Raw genomic sequence first — 20262 nt, forward strand, 5'->3', positions numbered from 1 at the left:
GGTGGCGGCACCATCGCCGCCCGCAAAGTCCGCACCCTCGTCGAAGGCGGCTTCCAGACCGTCGTCATCGCCCCCGCCATTGAGAGCAGCATCGCCAGCCTCCCCGGCGTCACCTGCCTTTACCGCGCATTCGCCCACGTCGATATCGACGCCCGCCCTTGGGCCCTCATCCTCGCCTGCACCAGCGACCGCAAGGTCAACCGGGCCATCGGCGAATACGCCCGCGCCCGCCACATCCCCGTCATCGTCGCTGACGCGCGCGACGAAAGCACCGCCGCCTTCCCCGCCGCACACCGCGACGGCGACCTCCTCCTCGGCGTCTCGACCTCCGGCGCCGACCCGGCCCTCGCCGCCCGCATCCGCGACCACCTCGTCCAGGCCCTCGGCCCCGGTCGGGCCCAAGAAATCGCCGCCGCCCGCGCCGCCCGCGCAGCGCGCCGCCGCACGGAGTCCCCCGAATGACCCACCTCGTCCTCGCCGGACACGGCTCCCACCTCAACATCGATAGCAGCGAGCCCTTCCACCGCCTCGCCGCCAGCCTCCGCGCCACCGGCCAGTTCGACACCGTCAGCGTCGCCCTCTGGAAAGAAGAACCCTCCCTCGCCCGCGCCCTCGACGCCATCAGCGACCCCGACGTCGTCGTCGTCCCCGTCTTCATCTCCACCGGTTACTTCACCCGCACCGTCGTCCCGCGCGAAATGCGCCTCCAAGGCCCGCTCACCATCCGCGGCCACCAGCGTATCCGCTACACCCCGCCCGTCGGCACCCACCCCCGTCTCGCCGACGTCATCATCGAACGCGCCCGCGAAGCCGGCGCTCAGCCCAGCGATGCCCTCGTCGTCCTCGGCCACGGAACCCGGCGCGACTCCCAGTCCGAGAAAAACGTCTACGCCATGGCCGAGCGGGTAGCCGCCCGCAACCTCTTCGCCGAATGTGGCGTCGCCTTCATCGACCAGGAGCCCGGCATGCTCACCATGCTCGAGCGATTCCAGGCCGAGCGCCTCTTCGTCGTCCCCCTCTTCATCGCCGATGGCTGGCACGTCGGCGAGACCATCCCCGCCGACCTCGCCCTCGATGGTCCCGAGACCCGCCGCAACGGCCGCATCGTCCGCTACACCCCGCCCGTCGGCACCCACCCCGCCCTCGCCGCCGTCGTCCGCGAGCTCGCCCAGGAAGCCCTCTCCCAAGCCCCGCCCCCCAGCCCCTCACCCCTAGCCCCACCGCGTCCCGCCCCCATCCCCGAACCCCCGACCCCCAACGTCCTCGGCTCCCTCCGCATCGAGCCGACCCGCGTCTGCGGGCCTGGAGAGCCCACCATCGAGCTCCCACCCGATCCCGAAGCCATCCGGCGCCACGTGCGAGTCGACGATGCCGGCCGCTATCGCCCCCTCACCGGCGCCAACAACCTCCCCTCGCGCTGGTGGGTCCCCCTGCGCGATGGCCTCACCGCCAACGACGTCATCGAAGCGGTCTACCCGCTCGCCACCATCCACCGCAGCCAGCAGGCCGCAGGTACCCTCCGCATCGTCCCCCTCGACGAAGTCCTCGAGCGCCAAACCGGCCGCTACGAAGAAACACGACAGCTCTCGCCACGCGGCCGCCGAATCGTCCGCGACGCCCTCTGCGGACAGTGCGCCCGTACCCCCGTCTGGCCGCTCACCACCGACCATCCCACCAGCGGCTCCGACGCCCCAAGGCCCACCAGCTGCCAGCCTCCAACGCCCAGCGCCCAAATCCCCTGCCCCGAACCGTGCAGCGTATTCGTCGCCCTCGCCCGCGAAGCCCTCGCCTGGGAACGCCAACCCACCCCACCCAGCCCCGTCGACCCCAGCGTGCCGTTCGCCGCCTTCGAAGAGCCCGGCAACCAAATCCGCGAAACCCTGCTCGCCACGATGCAGGCCCCAGCCGGCGCAGGAGTCCCCCAGTGACCAACCAAACCATCCGCTCCGCCGCCGCCGACCTCTTCCCCGGCGGAGTCAACAGCCCCGTCCGGTCCTACCGCTCCGTCGGCGGCGACCCCATCCCCATCGCCCGCGGCGAAGGCCCGTACGTCTACGACGCCGAAGGCACCCGCTACATCGACTACGTCGGCGGATTCGGTCCGGCCATCCTCGGCCACGCCCATCCGGCCGTCACCACCGCCATCGCCGAAGCGGCCGCCAGCGGACTCGCCTTCGGCGCGTTGGGCCCCCGCGAAATCGAACTCGCCGCCGCCATCCGCGACGCCACCGGCCTCGAGCGCCTCCGCTTCCTCAACTCCGGCACCGAAGCCACCATGACCGCCATCCGCATCGCCCGCGCCGCCACCCAACGCGACCTCATCGTCAAGTTCGACGGCTGCTACCACGGCCACAGCGACGGCCTCCTCGTCCGCGCTGGAAGCGGCGTCGCCACCCTCGGCCTGAGCGACTCCGCCGGCGTCCCCCAAGCCGTCGCCGGCCTCACCGCCGTCCTCCCCTACAACGACCCAGCTGCCCTCATCCGCTGGTTCGAGGCCCACCCAGGCCAAACCGCCGCCGTCATCGTCGAGAGCATCCCCGCCAACGTCGGCCTCCTCGCACCCGACCCCGAATTCCTGCAGACCCTCCAGTCGCTCACCCGCGCCGATGGCGCACTCCTCATCGCCGACGAGATCATCACCGGCTTCCGGCTCCGGCGCGGCCTCTCCGGCGTCCTGCCCCACGCCCAACTCGTCACCCTCGGCAAGATCATCGGCGGAGGGCTTCCCATCGGCGCGATCGGCGGGCCCGCCCCGCTCCTCGGCCTCCTCGCCCCCGAAGGCCCCGTCTACCAAGCCGGCACCTTCTCCGCCAACCCCGCCGTCATGGCCGCCGGCGCCGCCACCCTCGATCAGCTCACCCCGGCCGCCTACGAGCGCCTCGAGCAGGTCGCCCGCCACCTCGAAAACGGCCTCCTCACCGCCATCCGGCGCGCCGAGGCCCCCGCCTCCGTCGCACGCTTCGGCTCCATGCTCAGCCTCTTCTTCCGCCCCACTCCCCCGCGCGACTACGCCGAAGCCCGCCAGTCCGATACCGCCGCCTTCGCCCGCTTCCACCGTGCCATGCGCCAGCGCGGCATCCTCATCCCCCCATCCCAATTCGAAACCTGGTTCGTCTCCCTCGCACACAACGAGCCCCAGATCGACGCCACCGTGCAGGCAGCCGCCCAAGCCCTCCGCGAGGCCATCCCCGCATGACCGTCCTCCGCCTCGGTACCCGCGGCAGCGCCCTCGCCCTCGCCCAAGCGCACCTCGTCGCCATCCGGCTCCAATCCGCCGCGCCCAGCCTCACCGTCGAGGTCGTCACCATCACCACCGCAGGCGATACCGACCAGGCAACGCCCCTCGCCGAAGGCGAGCGCCCCGGCTGGTTCACCACCGCCATCCAAGAAGCCCTCCAGCGCGGCGAAATCGACATCGCCGTCCACAGCCTCAAAGACCTCCCCACCCACCGCCCCGAGGGACTCGTCATCGCTGCCATCCCCTTCCGCCATGACCCGCGCGATGCCCTCGTATCGCGCACCGGCGTCCCCCTCCGGGCCCTTCCACCCGGTTCCATCGTCGGGACCGGCTCCCCCCGGCGCCAGGCCCAGCTCCGCGCCCTCCGCCCCGACCTCCAAGTCCGCCCCATCCGCGGCAACATCGAAACCCGCATCCGCAAAGTCCAAGAAGCCGAGTACGACGCCACCATCCTCGCCCTCGCCGGGCTCGCGCGCCTCGGCCGCCAAGCCGAGGCCGCCCAAATCTTCGGCTTCGAAGAAATGCTCCCCGCCCCCGGCCAGGGCGCCCTCGCCGTCGAATGCCGCGCCGATGACCACCACGCCCGCCAACTCCTCCGAACCATCGACGACCCAACCCACCGCCTCGCCGTCACCGCCGAGCGCTCCTTCCTCGCCGCCATCGAAGGCGGCTGCAGCTACCCCGCCGCCGCCTACGCCGAGCACTTCGGATCGACCCTCAAACTCCACGCACTCATCGCACCCGGCGGGCGTATCATCCGCTCCAAGATAGGCGGCCCCGCCGAGACCGCCGCAGGCCTCGGCCGCCAGCTCGCAGCCGAACTCCTCGCCCGGTCGCCCACACCCTGACCCCATGGATACCGAACGCCTCGAACGAGACTTCTTCCGAACCCTCAACGCCTTCGTCGAACCTGCCGTCCGCGCCGGCCTCGGCGGCCCCTGCCTCATCCCCGCCGGTCTCATCGTCCTCGAAACCACCGGGCGCATCACCGGCCGACCGCGCCGCACCCCCCTGCTCGCCTCCGTCGTCGACGGTTGCCTCATCCTCGCAACCTTCCGCCCGCGCTCCCACTGGGTCCGAAACGCCGCCGCCAACCCCCACGTCCGCTACTGGCTGAACGGGCAGGAACGACACGGCCGCGCCACCGTCATCCTCCCAGGGCAGCCCGTCCAGTTACCCGCCACCCTCCCGCCACTCGTTCGCGGCCTCGCCGAAAACCTCCTCGTCCGCTCCACCGAATTCGGCTGGTCTATCGCCATCGTCGAACCCAACCCCGCCTGACCAGCCCCCAACGTGACAATTGTGTTAAAACTGGGAGCGATGGCCCCACCTCGCCGCGACCTCCACGACCTCAACCGTCGCTCCTGGAACGAAGCCACCAAGGCCCACAACAGCCACAAAGGCGACCAGGCCGCCTTCCTCCGCGCCGGCGGCTCCACCCTCTTCCCCGAAGAGCTCGCGCTCCTCGGTCCACTCCAAGGCCGGCGCCTCGTCCACCTCCAATGCAACGCCGGCCAGGATACCCTCTCCCTCGCCCGCCTCGGCGCCCACGTCACCGGCGTCGACATCTCCGACGAGGCCATCGCCTTCGCCCGCCAGCTCTCCCGCGAAACCGGCATCCCCGCCGAATTCATCCGCGCCGACATCTACGACTGGTTCGAGGTCGCCTCCTCCCACGACCAGCGCTTCGATCTCGCCTTCTCGTCCTACGGTGCCATCTGCTGGCTGTCCGACCTCCAAGCCTGGGCGCGCGGAATCGCCTCCATCCTCGCCCCCGGGGGCGCATTCGTGCTCGTCGAATTCCACCCCATCGCCGCCATGTTCGACGAACGGCTCCAACTTGCCTACCCCTACCACGACCCTGAGCCGCTCGCCGATGGCGCCGTCGGCGACTACGTCGCCGTCTCCCGGGAAGGTCTCGTCCCCTGGGGCTACCAACCAGGGGTCACCGACTTCCACAACCCCGAACCCGGCGTCCAATTCCTCCATGGCACCGCCGACGTCATCACCGCCCTCCTCGATGCCGGCCTCGCCCTCGAAGTCTTCCGCGAATACGACTACAGCAACGGCTGCCGCTTCTTCGATGCCGCCGTCATGGACGAGCAGCGCCGTTTTCACCTGCCTCCCGGCGTCCCCACCTTCCCCCAAATGTACGCCGTCCGCGTCCGCCGCCCTTCGACCCCGTAACCCGGCCCGGCAGCCCGTATGTCACCCCGAGCACCGAGGCCGTCGCCACAACCGCGATAAGGTGCTCCACATCGAACACCCGATGGAAAAGCACCAGCCGGCCCGCCGTAAAAACCGCGATCCCTCCGAGCACCGCGAACGAAACCTCCCGCGGCAACCTCCACGCCACCAGAACCCCCAGCCCGAACAGGCCCGCCGAAGAACCCGCATCCGGCTCCGACACCAAATCCGCCGCCAAAGGGCTCCAGGCAGCAGCGAGCCGCAAGCCAGCCAACACCGGCAACGTCCCCACCAGATCGGCGCCCCAGAACCCCAGCAGCAGCGCCCACCAAGGCCAAAGCGTCGCCGCAGCCGGAATCACAACGATCGCGAACGCCCACTCCGTCCCCACCAAGCCCGGCCGCGGCTGCACCAGCGACGAGAGAAACAGCCGCCACGGCTCCCGTGCTAGCAGCCCCCACTCCAGCGCCCAATGGTCGATCAGCCAAGCGTGAAGCCCCGGGTAGGCGCTGCTCACCACCTGTGGCAGCAGCACCGCGCCCAGCAGCGCCGCCCCCGCCGCCACCCGAGCCCCCGCCCCTCTCATCCCCCCTCGGCCCCCACCCCGAGGCCCTCCACGCGCGGCTCCCGTCGCCAGCCCAGCAGCGGCCGCCTTTCCCCGACGAGCGCCACCGCCAGCGCCACCGCCGGCAGATCCCCGTCCGAACCGTAGACCAAATAGCGCGGCTCCCATTCCGGCCCCCACTTCGCCTTGAATGCCCGCAACCCCTTGAAGTTGAAGAACCGCTCTCCATACGCGTAAAGCCAACGCAACACCTGCCCCTTCACTCCCCCCTCGTCGACGTTCGCCAGCGGCGCGAACCCCAACGACATCCCCTCCATCCCCTCACCACGGAAGAGCTCGGCCATCCGAACGAACAGATAGTCCATCGCCCCATCGGGAGCGTCGGGCCGTCGCCGCATCAGGTCGAAATTCCCGATCCGCGATGCGAACGGCGGCAGCAAATTAGCGAACGCCTCGATCCGCCCCTCCGGCGACCGCAACACCAACACCCGCGTCTGCCGTAAATACTGCTCGTCGAACCAGCCCAACGTGAACTGCCGCTCACGATGCCGGCCGTGCGCAAGCCACGCGTCCGAAACCGCACGCAGCTCGGCCAGCACCGCGTCAGCCAGTGGCTGCGGCAGCTCCTCCACCGTATACCCCTCTCGCTCGAGCCGGTTCGTCACATTCCGAATATGCTTGAACGACTTCCCGGCGAGCTGGAATCCCTCCAGCCGAACCACCGCCTCCTCACCAATCTTCAGCGTCCGCAGGCCGAGCTCCTGCAGGAGCGCGCCCTCCGTCGGCGTGCATTGGTGGAAGCAGGCCATCCACCCGTTCAGCTCGCAAAACTCGATGAATTCCCGCGCCACCTCACGACTCGCCCCAGGTTCTCCCACCGGGCCGCCAAGCGCCACCGCCACTCCCCGAACCACCCGATACCCGATGAACGCCTCCCCGCTCCGCGCAAAAAAATGCGACTTGTCCGGCATCAGATGAAAGTAGGCGAGCGACGTCGTCCCCCAGCGCTCCAAGATCGCCCGCACCCGCTCCAGCTCGCGCTGCTCTTCGGCGAGCCGATACCGCACCGGCGCCAAGACTTGCCACGTCCCCACCGTCAGCGACGCCACCATCACCAGCCGCACCGAATCCAGAAACCACCGCCCGTGCCTGCCGACAGGCTCCGCATTCGCCTCCGGAATGATCAGCACCAGCCGGAGCGTGTCCTCCGCAATCGCCCGCAACGACTCCGACCCGCGGAAGTGTCGATCGAGCACGAACAGACCGACCATCCCATAGGCGAACGCCCCCAACGTTCCGAAAGCGAACCAAGCCAGTCCGCGGCGCACCGTCGCCGGGTCGCTCCGCGCCGGAAACAACGGCGCCCACAAAAGAAGAAGCACCGCTGTCGCACCCGACCCCGCAATGCCCACCAGGTCCGCACGCTTCACCTGGAAACACGCCACCGCCACCAACGCCCCCAGCGTCGCGATGGTCCACGCCTGCCGCTTGCCCCGCAACAGGCCGTTCACCGACCCCACCTGCGCCAGCGACGCAAGCACCAGGAGAAACCGCGACGTGACCACCGCCTCGACCGGAAACGCACGGTGCAGCGGACCAATCACGATAGGCGGGTGGTGCACGATCGCCAGCCCGAATCCGAGTAGCGCATCGAACGCCACCGCCGCCGCCGCGATCCGCCGTCGCCGTCGCCCAGGGAGCCCCGCCCGGGTCATCCCACGTCCCCCCTGCTGCCGATCCGGTCTCCGCCGAGGCGCAACGCCACCAGCCCGGCGGCCAGCGGAATCCACATCTCGCCGACGCGGTAGAGCACCACCGTCGCCGCGATCGAAGGAACCGACATCCCGTACCCGCTCAGGACCGCACCGAGCGACACCTCCGCGAACCCGAGTCCACCCGGGAGCGCCCCGACCGTCGAAAACAGCACCGTCATCGCATACCCAGCGAGCGCCCCCGCCGGGCTCAACGGCTCGCCTAGTGCCCGCGCCACGCACCAGAGCAGCGCCGCCCCCGCGAACTCCACCACCATCCCCCAAGCCAACACCCCCATGAGCTGCGCCGGACTCCGCCGTAGCGAAGCCAGCGTATCGAACAACTCGTCCGCCGCCGCGTCGACCGGACTGAAGGGAGCCCGCGTCCGCCCGAGCGCCCGCCGAACCGCATGCGTCGCCATCCCAGCCAGCCTGAACACCCGTCGACAAGCCTCCCGACTACGCACCGCGCTCAGGAGCAACACCGCCTGCGCCACCGCATAGACCCCGAAGACACCCCCCGCCGCAAGCTCCAGCCTCGTCAGGTGCCCATCGAACCACATCATCACGAAGACCAGCGCCAGCGTCAGCGTAAAGGTCGCGTGGCTCACCACCACCACCCCCGTGTACGCCGTCGTCACCAGCCCACCCGGCTGCCCCCTCCGACGCCCCTCCGCGAGGAAGACCGGCAATCCCCCCATCCCGGCCGACTTCGAAACGATGTTGAGCGCCCCCGCAGCCAAACTCGGCCGTAGCATCCTGGCCACGCTCCCCTCCAGCTTCACCGCGCGAAACGTCTCGGCGTACATCCCCGCTTGGCCCACCAGGTAGATACCCGTACACCCAGCGGCGGCCGCCAGCCACCCGAGATGAGCACCGCGAATCGCATGGAGCGCCACCGGCAAGTCGGCACGGTTCACCCAAACGAAAATCCCGACAGCGCACACCACCAACCCCCACGCCACCAACCGAATCCACCCACCCGAAAGGCCCGTCGCCGAAGCCGGCGATGATGTCTCCATGCACCGGAAGTATCACATCGCTCCGACCAGCGGATAGAGGCAACGAACGGCCCTCTTTACCTCACCCCTCGTGCGTCCGCGCCCAACCCAGCAGCGCCTCCGCCGGCCACGTATTCACCACCCGCTCCGGCTCCACCCCGCATTCCTCCGCGCGCGCCGTCCCGTTCGAAAGCCAATCCAACTGCCCCGGCGCGTGCGCATCCGAATCGATCGCGAACAAGCAGCCCAGCTCGTTCGCCAGCCGCAACAAACGCCGCGGCGGATCCAGACGCTCCACCCGCGAATTGATCTCGATCGCCTTGTTCCACCGTCGACAGGCAGCGAACACCACCTCCGGGTCGAACTCCGATTCCGGCCGCGTCTTCCCCACCACGTACCGCCCCGTGCAGTGGCCGAGAATGTCCAGATGCGGATTCTCCACCGCCGCGACCATCCGCCGCGTCATCTCCAACGAAGGCATCCGCAGCTTGCTGTGCACGCTCCCCACCACCACATCCAGCGCAGCCAGCAGCTCCTCCTCCTGGTCCAGACTCCCATCGTCGAGGATGTCCACCTCGATCCCCGTCAAAATGCGAAACGGCGCCAGCACCTCGTTCAACGCAGCCACCTCCTCCAGCTGCTGCCGCAACCGGTCCGCGCTCAGCCCGTTCGCCACCCGCAACCGCGGCGAATGATCCGTCAACACGATGTACTCGTGCCCCAGCTCACGTGCCGTCTCCGCCATCTCCCGAATCGGGCTGCCCCCGTCCGACCAGTCCGAATGGACGTGGCAATCGCCCCGCAGAAGTCTCCGCAACGCCCCGCCCGTTCCCGGCCCCCAGGTCGCCGCCTGTTCCGCCTCCAATCGCGCCAGGTAGGCTGGCACCGCGCCCCCGAGCGCCTCCTCGATCACCCGCGCCGTCACGTCACCGATCCCCCGCAACTCGCGCAGCGACCCCTCCGCCGCCCGACGGGCGATTTCCAAAGGCCCCAGCTCGTCCACCACCGCCGCCGCTCTCCGAAACGCTCGCACCCGAAACTCCGGCTCGTTCGCCCGCTCCAACAAGAACGCGATCCGGCGCAGCGCCCGTCCAGGCTCCATCCATCCCCATTATCCGCCAGCCTTGGACGCCGGCGCTCCCACCCGGCACAATAGGGGCTCCATGCATCCGCCCCCCGTTTCCGAGCGCGATCCAGCATCGCTTGAGCGCTACCTCCTCAGCTTTCGCTGGCAGTTCCGCAACGAAGAAGTCCACCGAATCCTCGTCAATGGCGGCCTCCCCCTCTGGCGGCAAGTGCTCCGCTTCGTGCCCAACCCCAAAGAGCGCGGCCGCGCCCTCGAACTCGGCAGCCCACCCTTCCACATCACCCTCCTCCTCCAGCGCTTCCGCAACTACGACCTCACCCTCACCGGTTACGCCGCCGACGGACGCGCCGAAATCCGCCAGACCCTCGAAAGCCCCGAATTCGGCGAAACCCACGAGTTCGTCTGCACCTGCTTCGACGCCGAAACCGACACCTTCCCCTACCCCGACAACACCTTCGACCTCGTCACCTGGTGCGAAGTCATCGAGCACCTCACCAAAAACCCCGTCCACACCCTCGCCGAAATCCACCGCGTCCTCGCACCCGGCGGTGCCCTCGTCATCTCCACCCCGAACGCCTCCCGCGCCGATTCCATCGCCAACTTCCTCGCCGGCCGCAACATCTACGACCCGTACCACCTCGGCGCACCCCTCGCCGGCTCACGCCACAGCCGCGAATACACCCTCGCCGAGCTTACCGACCTCCTCCAAGGGTGCGGTTACGCCATCGACCGCGCTGCCGACATCGACATCTACCCGCCCGCCAGCCGGAACCGCCGCCTCTTCCGCTGGCTCATGAACGACGTTGCCGCCCGCATCACCAAAGGCCACTACCGCTACCACCTCTTCGTCCGCGCCCGAAAGACCGACGCCCCCTTCCGCTGGTACTTCCCCCCCTCCCTCTTCGATACCGGCCACCTCGCCTTCTACATGGACCCCCGCGACCACCAAGTCACCTTCGGCGTCAACGACGTCCCTCACACCGCCATGGGCTGGCACGACCTCGCGCGCGGGCCCGAGGGCCGAGAATACCGCCGCTCCGGACAAGTCGGCGATATCTACCTCCTCGTCCGAGAACCGCGAACCGCCGCCATCGTCACCCTCGCCAACGGCCGCGGCGAAGCCCAGGCCTGGCACGACAACGGCGGCAACCTCGTCCTCCTCGGCTCCACCCCCTTCGATGCCCCGCCCGGCCGCTGGACCGACATCACCATCCCCCTCTCCGCAGATTTCGAGCCGGGCAACCCCCTCCACATCCGCCTCGACACCGAAAACGGCGTCGACGTCCATCGCGTCATAACGACATAAGACGAAAGCCCGGCATTAACATCCCGCAATTGATAGCCCCACGTCGGCTTGCTACGATCCCCCAAAGCAGGCCGGGGGCCCGTCGATGGGGATAGATGGCATAGCCGTCCTGGTCCTGAACCAGAACTACGAGCCGCTCAACGTCTGCTCCGTGCGGCGCGCCATCGTCCTCGTCCTCCGCGGCAAAGCCGAAATCATCGAGTCCGCCCGGACCGTCCTCCACACCGCCCGCGCCACCCTCGCCCTCCCCTCCGTCATCCGCCTCGTCCACATGGTCCGCCGGCCCCGACCCAAAGTCCGCCTCACCCGGCGCGAAATCTTCCAACGCGACGGCTGGCAGTGCGTCTACTGCGGCCGCCAGACCCGCGACCTCACCCTCGACCACGTCATCCCTCGACACCGCGGGGGCCCCCACACCTGGGAAAACCTCGTCGCCGCCTGCCGCGCCTGCAACCACCGCAAAGCCGGCCGCACCCCACAAGAAGCCCGCATGACCCTCCTCCGCGAACCCACCGCCCCGCGCGTCAGCATCTACCACACCTTCTTCCCCTACCTCGAAAGCGAAGAAGCCTGGCGCAAATTCGTCCCCGGTTGGAACGACTCCATCCTCGCCGCCGCCGGCTGAACCCCTCCCGTCGCCACCCCCGAACCCCTACGGTATCATCTCCGACACCCGCCACGGAGGTTGAACGCGTGAAGCCCACCGCACCCAATTGGCGAGAGATCGTCGCCCCCAAACTCGTCTCCCCCGAAGAAGCCGTCTCCGTCGTCCAAGACGGCGACTGGGTTTGGACCGGCGGGTGGACCTCCGTTCCCCCCCAGCTCTGCGCCGCACTCGCCGCCCGGGCTGGCCAAGTACGCAACGTCACCATCGTCAACTTCCTCTCGCCCTTCAACTGGGACAGGCCCGAAGTCCTCGCCAGCTGGAAGGTCATCACCGGCTACTGCAGCCCCTTCGACCGTGCCGGCGCCCGCGAAGGTCGCATCGAATACGTCCCCGTTTCCCGCTTCCGCGAGGGCAAAATGCCGCCCGGCCTCGACCGCCTCGACGTCGCCCTCATCCCCATCTCCCCGCCCGACGAAGACGGCTGGTGCTCCTTCGGCCCCGGCGTCTTCTTCGGCCCCACCGTCTCCAGCATCGCCAAAACCCTCGTCGGCGAAATCCACGAAAACTTCATCCGCACCGGCGGCGGAAACCGCATCCACATCGACCGCTTCACCCGCGTCTGCGAATACACCCTCCCGCCAGCCGTCACCCCCATCCCGCCCCGCACCGAAGAAACCGAACTCGCCGCCAACGTCATCTGCACCCTCGTCGCCAACGAAATCGTCTACGATGGCGCCACCCTCCAGTTCGGAATCGGCGACGTCTCCGCCGCACTCCCCGTCTTCCTCGAAGATAAACACGACCTCGGCGTCCACACCGAACTCCTCCCCGGCGGCATCCCCGACCTCGTCGAAAAAGGCATCGTCACCGGCAAACACAAGCCCCACCACATCGGCAAAGTCGTCGCCAGCGCCATCGGACAAGTCCCGCCCGAAGACCTCGCCCGCATCGACCGCAACGACACCTACGAACTCCACGACTTCACCCACACCGACGACATCCGCCTCCTCCTCCAAATCGAAAACTTCATCGCCGTCAACAACGCCATGGCCGTCGACCTCACCGGCAACGTCTCCTCCGAGACACAAGGCAACCTGCTCTACTCCGGCACCGGCGGCCAGGCAGTCTTCGCCATCGGCGCCTCCACCGCCGCCAACGGATCCGTCATCGTCCTCCCCTCCAGCTCCCTCATCGGCGAAACTCGCCACACCCGGATCGTCGGCGGCCATCCACCCGGAACCGTCGTCACCGTCCACCGCGGCTTCGTCGACTACGTCGTCACCGAACAGGGCATCGCCAAGCTCACCGGAAAATCCCTCCGCGAACGCATCGGCGAAATGATCTCCATCGCCCACCCCGACTTCCGCGGCGAACTCAAAAAAGAAGCCCAGCGCCTCTACGGCATCACCGTTTGAGGCAGCCCGAACGGCCCCCGGCCAAGCCACCCTCGCCCCGGCCGTCGCCCCAGATCTGACCGCGCCCCCCAGCTGCGCTACCATCCAACCGTGCACCCCGACGACGACGACCGAATCCCCCTCGCACCACCACCCGCGGACCAGCGCGACCTCGGCCCCGACGAACGCGACCTCGACCTTATGGACGGCTCCTGGGAAGAGCAGTACTACAGCGGCCGCCTCCCCACCCGCGACTGGAACACCATCCTCCTCGCCGGCGCCCTCCTCATCGTCATCGCCCTGCTCCTGCCCATGCTCCTGGTGATCGCCCGGTGAGCACCGGCCCCGTCGCCCTCTTCGGTCCCGGCGGCGAAACCCTCCGCGCAGCCGCCCTCGCCCTCTCCGAACAAGGCCGCCCCATCGGCCTCTCCACGCTCGCACCCCAACCGGCCCAGGAATTCGCCACCGCCAGCATCGCCAACGAACTCTGGGCCCTCGGCGCATCCCATCTCCACCGCGTCCTCGACGCCGCCGACCCGGCCGCCACCAGCGCCTACCTCGCCGAACTCGAAGACCGCTACGGCCCCCTCGTTGCCTGCTTCGTCGACCCAGGCCCCAGCCCCGAAATCCCCTTCGACGAATTCTCGCCCGACGAGTGGCTGCCCGCCCTCCGTCAGCGACTCGCCGCCACCCTCGTAGTCCTCCGAGCCGCAGCACCCCTCATCGAACGCCGCGGCGGCGGGCCCATCCTCCTCGCCCACCATCCCGCCCCCACCACCACCGCCGGTGCCATGCTCCACGCCGCCCTCGATGCCCTCCCGGCGGCACTCGCCACCGAACTCACCGGGCGCCCACTCCGCATCCAAGCCCTCCAAGCCGGGCCCGAAGTAGGCCCGCTCATCCTCGCCCTCCTCGCCTGAACCCCCTCTACGCGCAGCCCCCATATCCCCTCCGCCGTCCCTTCCCCTTTCCTACCCCTCTAGCATTAAAAATCTTCAGCTAGAGCTTGACTTTATTAAGTGAAAGATCGAATATCACCAAAGAGCGCTAGATCACAACGGAGAAGAGCCATGTTCGACCTTCAGTCCTACTTCGTCGCCACCCACGCCGAACATTTCATCGCCAGCCGGCGCGCAGCCGCTCGCCGGTACTGCTACGGGCAGCCTGGGCCAGCCGTCGCTATCATGAGCGCGTGCGCCGGCGGGCTCCGCCGGCTCGCCGCCGCCCTCGACCGCTGGGCCGTCGGCAGCCCCGACCAGCTGCCCGAATTCGCCCCGCGCCAACACGGCGGCGCCCACTAACCACGGAGCCCCACACCAACATGGCCAGCCTCATCGGCGCCTGCCCCAGCTGCCAAAGCCCCATGGTCGTCCGCCGGCTCGAGTGCCCCGAATGTGGCACAGGCGTCGACGGCTACTTCGATGCCGGCCCCCTCGCCCGCCTCGACCGCGAACAGCTCGCCTTCGTCGAAACCTTCCTCCGCGCCCGCGGAAAAATCAAAGACGTCGAAGAAGAGCTCGGCATCTCCTACCCCACCGTCGTCGCACGCCTCAACGAAGTCCTCGTCACCCTCGGCTTCGAAGCCGGCGAAGACCCACGCAATGCCGAGCGCCGCCAGAGAATCCTCGATGACCTCTCGGCCGGCCGCATCTCCGCCGCCGAGGCCGCCGAACAGCTCCGCGCCCTCGCCACCCGCGATGACTGACCCCATCAGCGAACACCAGCGCCTCCGAGAAGAAGCCCGGCGCGCCCGGCAAGAAGCCGACCGCCTCCGCCAAGAGGCTCGGGCCGAAGCCCGCCGCCTCGAAGAAGAAGCCCGCCGCCAGCGCGAAGCCGCCCGTCGCCAACGCGAAGCCGCCCGCGCCCGCCGCCCCCACGACCCCGAGCCAACCACCACCGCCGAAACAGCCCGCGCCGAAATCCCCTTCCCACCCCTCGATGGCGTCCACAACCTCGAGATCGACAACACCGCCGGTAAGCTCACCGTCTGCACCGCCGCCCCAGACGAGCCCCCACTCATCGCCGCCACCGCGAGCAAATCGGCCCCCGAAATCCAGATCGACCGCGCCGGCGAAACCCTCCGTATCCACATCCGCGTCCCGCGCGGCTGGCTCTTCCGCCGCCGGCAGGGCGCCACCGCCCTCGTCCGCCTGCCCCCGGCCGAATTCCGCTCCCTCCGCATCGCCAACGGCTACGGCGAAATCGAAGCCACCGCCCTCACCGCCGAGAACATTCGTCTCAGCTCCGGCGCCGGCGCCGTCACCGGCATCGGGCTCCGCGGCGACCTCGAAGTCAGCGTCGGAGCCGGCAAGATCAGCATCCTCGCCCACGAAGGCACCGCCGCCGCCCACTCCGGCACCGGCGACATCACCCTCGACATCGCCACCCTCCAGCCCGGCATCTACCGCGTCGATGTCGGCCTCGGACGCGCCGAAGTACGCCTCCCGCCCGGCGCCGTCGTCGAAGTCCGCGCCAACTCCGGCCTCGGCAAGACCGCGCTCGGCGTCGCCTCCACCCCCGGCGCACCGGCCGTCATCAAGATCAACAGCGGCATCGGCGAGGCCTCCGTCCACTACCGCCAACCCAGCTCCGCCCCACCGCCCCCCCGCCCCCCGCGCCCCTCCGGCCCCGCCCGCGCCGCCGAGCGGCGCCGCGAAGCCGAAGAGCTCCGTGTCCTCCAACTCCTCGAACAGGGCCGCATCACCCCCGAAGAAGCGGCCGACCTCATCGCCGCCCTCCGCGGCATGCCCGGCCCGCCCCGCGACGAACCCCCCGCCCGCTAACCTCGCACACCTCGCCGCCCTCACACACCTCGCAGGTGCTCGTACCGCCCCAGGTACCCCAGCTCCGTCGCCCGTCGCGCCAGCTCCTCCCGAAACCGCGGATGCGCCAGCTCGATCAGCATCCGCGCCCGCTCCCGGATCGTCCTCCCGTGGAGATTCCGCGCGCCGAACTCCGTCACCACCCAGTGCACATCCCCACGGGTCGTCACCACACCGCTCGCCGGCGCCAGCTCCGGGCAGATCCGCGAGACAGTCCCGCCCTTCGCCGTCGAAGGCAACGCAATGATCGGCACGCCGCCCTTCGACCGGGCCGCGCCACGAATGAAGTCCACCTGACCCCCGATCCCACTGTAAAACCGCGGCCCGATCGAATCCGCCACCACCTGCCCCGTCAGATCGACACTCAAGGCCGAATTGATCGCCACCATCCGCTCCTGGGCCGCGATCACCCCCACATCGTTCGTATAGTCCACCGGCCGGAACTCCACCTCGGGATTCCAATCCACGAAGTCGTACAGCTCCCGGTTCCCCACCGCGAACGCCGACACCACCTTCCCCCGATCCCGCGACTTCCGGGCCCCGTTCACCACACCCTCGCGAATCAGCGGCAACAGCGCCTGCGTGAACATCTCCGTGTGCACCCCGAGGTCCCGGTGACCAGCCAACTCCCGGAGCACCGCACTCGGCACCGTCCCGATCCCCACCTGCAGCGTCGAGCCATCGGCAACCAGGCCCGCCACGTGGCGCCCGATCGCCATCGCCTCCGGCCCAGGCTCCTCCAACACCACCTCCGGCAGCGGCTCGTCCACCTCCACCGCCAGGTCGATAAAACTCGCATCCAGACTGTGCCCGAACGTGCGCGGCATCCTCCCGTTCACCTGGGCCACCACCGTCCGCGCATGAATCGCCGCCGCCATCGCACAGTCCACCGAGACACCCAGCGTGCACCGCCCCTCACGATCCGGCGGACTCACCTGGATGAACGCAACGTCCAGCGGCAACGCCCCGTCCCGTTCGAACTGCCGCGGAATATCCGAAAGAAAGATCGGCGTATAGTCCGCCCGCCCCTCCTGCACCGCTGCCCGGACATTCGGCCCAATGAACAGCGCATTGTGCCGGAAGCGCCCCTCCATCCCCGGCTCCGCATACGGCGCAGGCGCGTCCGTATGCAAGTGCACAACCTCCACACCCCGCAAGTCGTCCCGGATCGCCACCAACCCCTCGACCAACACCCGCGGCGTGCACACCCCGCCATGCACGTACACCCGGTCACCGTCCCTGACCACACCGACAGCTTCATCGAGACCCACGTATCGCATCCCCCAGAGCGTCGCCCCCCAACCGTCAACGGCGCAACCAGCATGCGGGCACCATCACCGCCGCCGATCGGCCCCTCCTGGCACAATCCCGGCGATGACCACCGTCCTCTGGTTCCGCCGCGACCTCCGCCTCCACGACCACCCAGCCCTCACCGCCGCCCTCGAAACCGGCCCCGTCGCACCCCTCTTCGTCATCGACCCACCCCTCGTCCACGGCCGCTGGGCATCGCCCAACCGAACAGCCTTCCTCCTCGCCACACTGCACGAACTCGATGCCGCCCTCCGCGAGCGCGGCGCCCGCCTCCACATCCGCCTCGGCAACCCCACCCGCGAAGTCCCGCAGTTCGCCCGCGAAGCAGGCGCCCAACGCGTCATCGTCACCCGCGACTACACCCCCTATTCCCGTCGACGCGACGCCGCCGTCGCCCGCGCCCTCGAGGCCCTCGGCATCGCCTTCCACACACGCCGCGGACTCCTCGTCCACGAGCCCGAAGAGATCCGCAACGCCACCGGAAAACCGATCGCCGTCTTCACCCCCTTCTACCGCGTCTGGCAAACCCTCCCCTTGCGGCCCCTCCACCCCTCCCCCGCCCACATCCCCGGCGCCCCCGGCCTCGACCCCGGAGAAATTCCCACCCCGGCCTCGCTCGGCCTCCCTCGCCCCGTCGATGCACTCCCCGCCGCCGGCGAAACCGCCGCTCGCGCCAGGCTCCAACGCTTCCTCGCCGGCCCCGTCTGCACCTACGCCGAAACACGCGACCGCCTCGACCTCCCAGGCACCTCCCGCATCAGCCAGGACCTCCACCTCGGCCTCCTTTCCCCCGTCGAAGTCGTCACACGCGCCCGCACCCTCGGCTGCGATACCGCCAAATTCGTCGCCGAAGTCGCCTGGCGCGATTTCTACCACCACATCCTTTGGCACCACCCGCGCGTCCTCCACGAGCCCTTCCAAGCCGCCTTCCGCTCCCTCCCCTGGCGAAACGCCCCCGCTCACTTCACAGCCTGGGCCACCGGCCAAACCGGCTACCCCCTCGTCGATGCCGCCATGCGCGAACTCGCCGCCACCGGCTACCTCCACAATCGCGCCCGCATGGTCGTCGCCTCCTTCCTCGCCAAAGACCTGCTCCTCGATTGGCGCCTCGGCGAAACCCACTTCATGCGCCACCTCGTCGATGGCGACGTCGCCAACAACGACGGCGGCTGGCAGTGGGCCGCCTCCGTCGGAACCGACGCCCAACCATACTTCCGCATCTTCAACCCCGTCATCCAGTCCAAGAAATTCGACCCCGAAGGCGCCTACATCCGCCGCTGGGTGCCCGAACTCCGCCGCGTCCCCGAAAGCTACCTCCACGAACCCTGGACCATGCCTCCATCCGCCCAAGAGGCCGCCCACTGCGTCATCGGGCACGACTATCCCCCACCCATCGTCGACCACACCCTCGCCCGGCAACAGGCAATCACCACCTACGAGCGGGCTCGCCGGGCCAGCGCCTCCGAACCGCCTACGCAAGCCGATCGATAAGGATCGTCCCCAGCCCCAACAGCATCAAAAACCCCATCACATCCGTGAACGTCGTCAGCCAGATAGAGCTCGCCACAGCCGGGTCGCCGCCCAGCCGCTTGATGCTGAGCGGAATGATCGCCCCCATGATCCCAGCAATCATCACGTTCGCCATCAGCGCCACGAACACCACCAACCCCAGCCAGGGGTTCGCCGAAAGCAACAGCGCCATCGCCGAAGTCAGCGCGCCGGCCAACGCACCGTGCACCAGCCCGAACCCCAACTCCTTCCTCAGCACCAACAGCCAGTCCGAAACCTTCACATCGCCTAGCGCAATCCCACGTACAACAAGTGTCACCGCCTGCGTCCCCGTATTCCCCGCATGCCCCGCGATCACCGGCATGAAGACCGCCAACGCCGCCGCCTTCGAAATCGTCCCCTCGAACGGCCGAACCACCAGCGCCGCCAGAAACGCCGTCGCCAAATTCACCAGCAGCCACGGCACCCGCCGCCGAACCGACCGCCATACCGGCGACAACACCGACTCCGCCTCGTCGAGGCCGACCATCCGGTACATGTCCTCGGTCGCCTCCTCCTGCAGGACGTCGATCAGGTCGTCCGCCGTCATCACCCCCTGCAGCCGCCCCTCCCCGTCCACCACCGGCACCGCCAGCAAGTTGTAGCGCTGCAAAATCCGCGCCGCCTCCTCCTGGTCCGCGTCCGTCGTCACCGCGTGCACGTCCCGCTGCGTAATCTCCTTCAACAGCGTCTTCGGCGAAGACACCAGCAAGTCCCGGATCGAAACCACCCCCTGCAACACCCCCGCATCGTCCACCACGTACAGGTAGTACGCCCGATCCGCCGGTGGCCGCAAAACCCGCAGATAGTCGATCGCCTGCTGCACCGGAATGTTCTCGTTGAGCGCAACGAAGCCGCGCGACATGACACCGCCGGCCGACTCATCCCCATACTGCAGCAGCTCCGCAACCTCTTCCCCACGGTCCAGCTGCGCCAGCGTTTCCGCCTGCTCCTCCGGCTCCAACTGCTGGATGACGTCCGCCGCCACATCGTCCTCCACCTCCTCCAGGACCGCAGGCAGGTCCTCCATGCCCACCCCGCGAATCAGCTCGCGAAGGTCGTCATCCTCCACGTACTCGAACAGCTCCGCCACCACGTCCGTCGGAAGATGGTCGAGCAGCGCCGTCCGCTCCGTTTCCGGGAGCTCCAGAACGAATTCAGCCAGGTCAGCAGGGTGAAGAGACGTTACCAGCGCGACGAGTTTCGCCCACTCGCCGTTCGCCGCAAGCGCGCGTGCATCATCGAAAAGCTCCCGGACAGCCACGTCGTCGGCCACGGATGAGTCCTACGTTGCGGAGGTTCGAGGCACGCGGGTGTGCGCACAACGCCGAACGTACGCCCCACCGCCAGAACGGTCAATCCGCGCCCGTCCCTCGGCCTCGATCCCCAACAACTCCTCACCTCCAGCCGCCACGACGGCAACACCGTCGATATCGACCAAGAAA

General features: G+C 68.9%; 21 protein-coding genes. 15 read left to right on the forward strand and 6 right to left on the reverse strand.

Annotated features, from left to right (window positions below):
* The 6 genes from VAE53_RS08310 to VAE53_RS08335 all read left to right on the forward strand — a co-directional run.
* A partial coding sequence (locus VAE53_RS08310; protein WP_322818908.1) for an NAD(P)-dependent oxidoreductase occupies positions 1–462 on the forward strand: 462 nt, incomplete at its 5' end.
* Positions 459–1928, forward strand: a complete 1470-nt coding sequence (locus VAE53_RS08315; protein WP_322818909.1) for a CbiX/SirB N-terminal domain-containing protein — start codon at positions 459–461, stop codon at positions 1926–1928. The genes VAE53_RS08310 and VAE53_RS08315, both read left to right, overlap by 4 nt.
* Positions 1925–3196: a glutamate-1-semialdehyde 2,1-aminomutase gene (locus tag VAE53_RS08320; protein WP_322818910.1), complete on the forward strand. Its 1272-nt coding sequence runs from the start codon at positions 1925–1927 to the stop codon at positions 3194–3196. Before VAE53_RS08315 ends, VAE53_RS08320 begins: the two co-directional genes overlap by 4 nt.
* Complete coding sequence (gene hemC / locus VAE53_RS08325) at positions 3193–4086, forward strand: hydroxymethylbilane synthase (RefSeq protein ID WP_322818911.1); 894 nt, start codon at positions 3193–3195, stop codon at positions 4084–4086. Before VAE53_RS08320 ends, hemC begins: the two co-directional genes overlap by 4 nt.
* Positions 4087–4090: 4 nt before the next feature.
* Positions 4091–4519 (forward strand): nitroreductase/quinone reductase family protein, encoded by a 429-nt coding sequence (locus tag VAE53_RS08330; protein ID WP_322818912.1) that lies wholly within the window; start codon positions 4091–4093, stop codon positions 4517–4519.
* 39 nt (positions 4520–4558) lie between these two features.
* Positions 4559–5425 carry a class I SAM-dependent methyltransferase gene (locus tag VAE53_RS08335; RefSeq protein ID WP_322818913.1) on the forward strand — a complete coding sequence of 289 codons (867 nt, stop codon included), beginning with the start codon at positions 4559–4561 and terminating at the stop codon, positions 5423–5425.
* On the opposite strand, the gene VAE53_RS08340 is transcribed toward VAE53_RS08335, so the two are convergent.
* The 4 genes from VAE53_RS08340 to VAE53_RS08355 all read right to left on the reverse strand — a co-directional run bounded on the left by VAE53_RS08340 (position 5331) and on the right by VAE53_RS08355 (position 9844).
* Positions 5331–6011, reverse strand: a complete 681-nt coding sequence (locus tag VAE53_RS08340) for a hypothetical protein (protein WP_322818914.1) — start codon at positions 6009–6011, stop codon at positions 5331–5333. The two genes, VAE53_RS08335 and VAE53_RS08340, sit on opposite strands and share 95 nt — an antisense overlap.
* Positions 6008–7705: a phosphatidylglycerol lysyltransferase domain-containing protein gene (locus VAE53_RS08345; protein ID WP_322818915.1), complete on the reverse strand. Its 1698-nt coding sequence runs from the start codon at positions 7703–7705 to the stop codon at positions 6008–6010. Before VAE53_RS08345 ends, VAE53_RS08340 begins: the two co-directional genes overlap by 4 nt.
* Positions 7702–8763: a lysylphosphatidylglycerol synthase transmembrane domain-containing protein gene (locus VAE53_RS08350; protein WP_322818916.1), complete on the reverse strand. Its 1062-nt coding sequence runs from the start codon at positions 8761–8763 to the stop codon at positions 7702–7704. Before VAE53_RS08350 ends, VAE53_RS08345 begins: the two co-directional genes overlap by 4 nt.
* Positions 8764–8824: 61 nt before the next feature.
* Positions 8825–9844 (reverse strand): PHP domain-containing protein, encoded by a 1020-nt coding sequence (locus tag VAE53_RS08355; RefSeq protein WP_322818917.1) that lies wholly within the window; start codon positions 9842–9844, stop codon positions 8825–8827.
* Between the two features lie 61 nt (positions 9845–9905).
* On the opposite strand from VAE53_RS08355, the gene VAE53_RS08360 reads away from it, so the two are divergent.
* From VAE53_RS08360 to VAE53_RS08395, 8 genes are all read left to right on the forward strand, one after another.
* On the forward strand, positions 9906–11135 hold the full coding sequence (locus VAE53_RS08360; RefSeq protein WP_322818918.1) for a class I SAM-dependent methyltransferase: 1230 nt from the start codon (positions 9906–9908) through the stop codon (positions 11133–11135).
* A gap of 85 nt (positions 11136–11220) precedes the next feature.
* On the forward strand, positions 11221–11760 hold the full coding sequence (locus VAE53_RS08365; protein WP_322818919.1) for an HNH endonuclease: 540 nt from the start codon (positions 11221–11223) through the stop codon (positions 11758–11760).
* 68 nt (positions 11761–11828) lie between these two features.
* Entirely contained in the window at positions 11829–13157 is a 1329-nt protein-coding gene (locus VAE53_RS08370) for an acetyl-CoA hydrolase/transferase C-terminal domain-containing protein (RefSeq protein ID WP_322818920.1), read from the forward strand.
* Between the two features lie 90 nt (positions 13158–13247).
* Positions 13248–13472, forward strand: coding sequence for a hypothetical protein (locus VAE53_RS08375; RefSeq protein ID WP_322818921.1), 225 nt, complete (start codon positions 13248–13250; stop codon positions 13470–13472).
* The gene (locus tag VAE53_RS08380) at positions 13469–14056 is read left to right on the forward strand and encodes an SDR family oxidoreductase (protein ID WP_322818922.1); all 588 of its coding nucleotides are present in this window, start codon (positions 13469–13471) and stop codon (positions 14054–14056) included. The genes VAE53_RS08375 and VAE53_RS08380 overlap by 4 nt, the downstream gene beginning before the upstream one ends.
* Positions 14057–14206: 150 nt before the next feature.
* Positions 14207–14437, forward strand: a complete 231-nt coding sequence (locus VAE53_RS08385) for a hypothetical protein (protein ID WP_322818923.1) — start codon at positions 14207–14209, stop codon at positions 14435–14437.
* Between the two features lie 20 nt (positions 14438–14457).
* On the forward strand, positions 14458–14841 hold the full coding sequence (locus VAE53_RS08390) for a DUF2089 domain-containing protein (protein ID WP_322818924.1): 384 nt from the start codon (positions 14458–14460) through the stop codon (positions 14839–14841).
* Positions 14834–15919, forward strand: a complete 1086-nt coding sequence (locus VAE53_RS08395; protein WP_322818925.1) for a hypothetical protein — start codon at positions 14834–14836, stop codon at positions 15917–15919. The genes VAE53_RS08390 and VAE53_RS08395 overlap by 8 nt, the downstream gene beginning before the upstream one ends.
* 20 nt (positions 15920–15939) lie before the next feature.
* Here the strand turns inward: VAE53_RS08395 and VAE53_RS08400 are convergent, their stop codons facing one another.
* Positions 15940–17205 (reverse strand): acetyl-CoA hydrolase/transferase C-terminal domain-containing protein, encoded by a 1266-nt coding sequence (locus tag VAE53_RS08400; RefSeq protein ID WP_322818926.1) that lies wholly within the window; start codon positions 17203–17205, stop codon positions 15940–15942.
* Between the two features lie 127 nt (positions 17206–17332).
* Between VAE53_RS08400 and VAE53_RS08405 the strand changes: the two genes are divergently transcribed.
* Positions 17333–18760, forward strand: a complete 1428-nt coding sequence (locus VAE53_RS08405) for a deoxyribodipyrimidine photo-lyase (protein WP_322818927.1) — start codon at positions 17333–17335, stop codon at positions 18758–18760.
* On the opposite strand, the gene mgtE is transcribed toward VAE53_RS08405, so the two are convergent.
* Complete coding sequence (gene mgtE / locus VAE53_RS08410; RefSeq protein ID WP_322818928.1) at positions 18741–20093, reverse strand: magnesium transporter; 1353 nt, start codon at positions 20091–20093, stop codon at positions 18741–18743. The two genes, VAE53_RS08405 and mgtE, sit on opposite strands and share 20 nt — an antisense overlap.
* Positions 20094–20262 lie beyond the last annotated feature (169 nt).

It is taken from the genome of Tepidiforma sp., from assembly GCF_034432735.1.
Taxonomy (GTDB): domain Bacteria; phylum Chloroflexota; class Dehalococcoidia; order Tepidiformales; family Tepidiformaceae; genus Tepidiforma.

Coding starts and splice junctions, on each gene's coding strand:
- VAE53_RS08315 (WP_322818909.1), top strand. CDS start 459: ATGACCCACCTCGTCCTCGCCGGACACGGCTCCCACCTCAACATCGAT.
- hemC (WP_322818911.1), top strand. CDS start 3,193: ATGACCGTCCTCCGCCTCGGTACCCGCGGCAGCGCCCTCGCCCTCGCC.
- VAE53_RS08330 (WP_322818912.1), top strand. CDS start 4,091: ATGGATACCGAACGCCTCGAACGAGACTTCTTCCGAACCCTCAACGCC.
- VAE53_RS08335 (WP_322818913.1), top strand. CDS start 4,559: ATGGCCCCACCTCGCCGCGACCTCCACGACCTCAACCGTCGCTCCTGG.
- VAE53_RS08340 (WP_322818914.1), bottom strand. CDS start 6,011: ATGAGAGGGGCGGGGGCTCGGGTGGCGGCGGGGGCGGCGCTGCTGGGC.
- VAE53_RS08345 (WP_322818915.1), bottom strand. CDS start 7,705: ATGACCCGGGCGGGGCTCCCTGGGCGACGGCGACGGCGGATCGCGGCG.
- VAE53_RS08350 (WP_322818916.1), bottom strand. CDS start 8,763: ATGGAGACATCATCGCCGGCTTCGGCGACGGGCCTTTCGGGTGGGTGG.
- VAE53_RS08355 (WP_322818917.1), bottom strand. CDS start 9,844: ATGGAGCCTGGACGGGCGCTGCGCCGGATCGCGTTCTTGTTGGAGCGG.
- VAE53_RS08360 (WP_322818918.1), top strand. CDS start 9,906: ATGCATCCGCCCCCCGTTTCCGAGCGCGATCCAGCATCGCTTGAGCGC.
- VAE53_RS08365 (WP_322818919.1), top strand. CDS start 11,221: ATGGGGATAGATGGCATAGCCGTCCTGGTCCTGAACCAGAACTACGAG.
- VAE53_RS08385 (WP_322818923.1), top strand. CDS start 14,207: ATGTTCGACCTTCAGTCCTACTTCGTCGCCACCCACGCCGAACATTTC.
- VAE53_RS08390 (WP_322818924.1), top strand. CDS start 14,458: ATGGCCAGCCTCATCGGCGCCTGCCCCAGCTGCCAAAGCCCCATGGTC.
- VAE53_RS08395 (WP_322818925.1), top strand. CDS start 14,834: ATGACTGACCCCATCAGCGAACACCAGCGCCTCCGAGAAGAAGCCCGG.
- VAE53_RS08405 (WP_322818927.1), top strand. CDS start 17,333: ATGACCACCGTCCTCTGGTTCCGCCGCGACCTCCGCCTCCACGACCAC.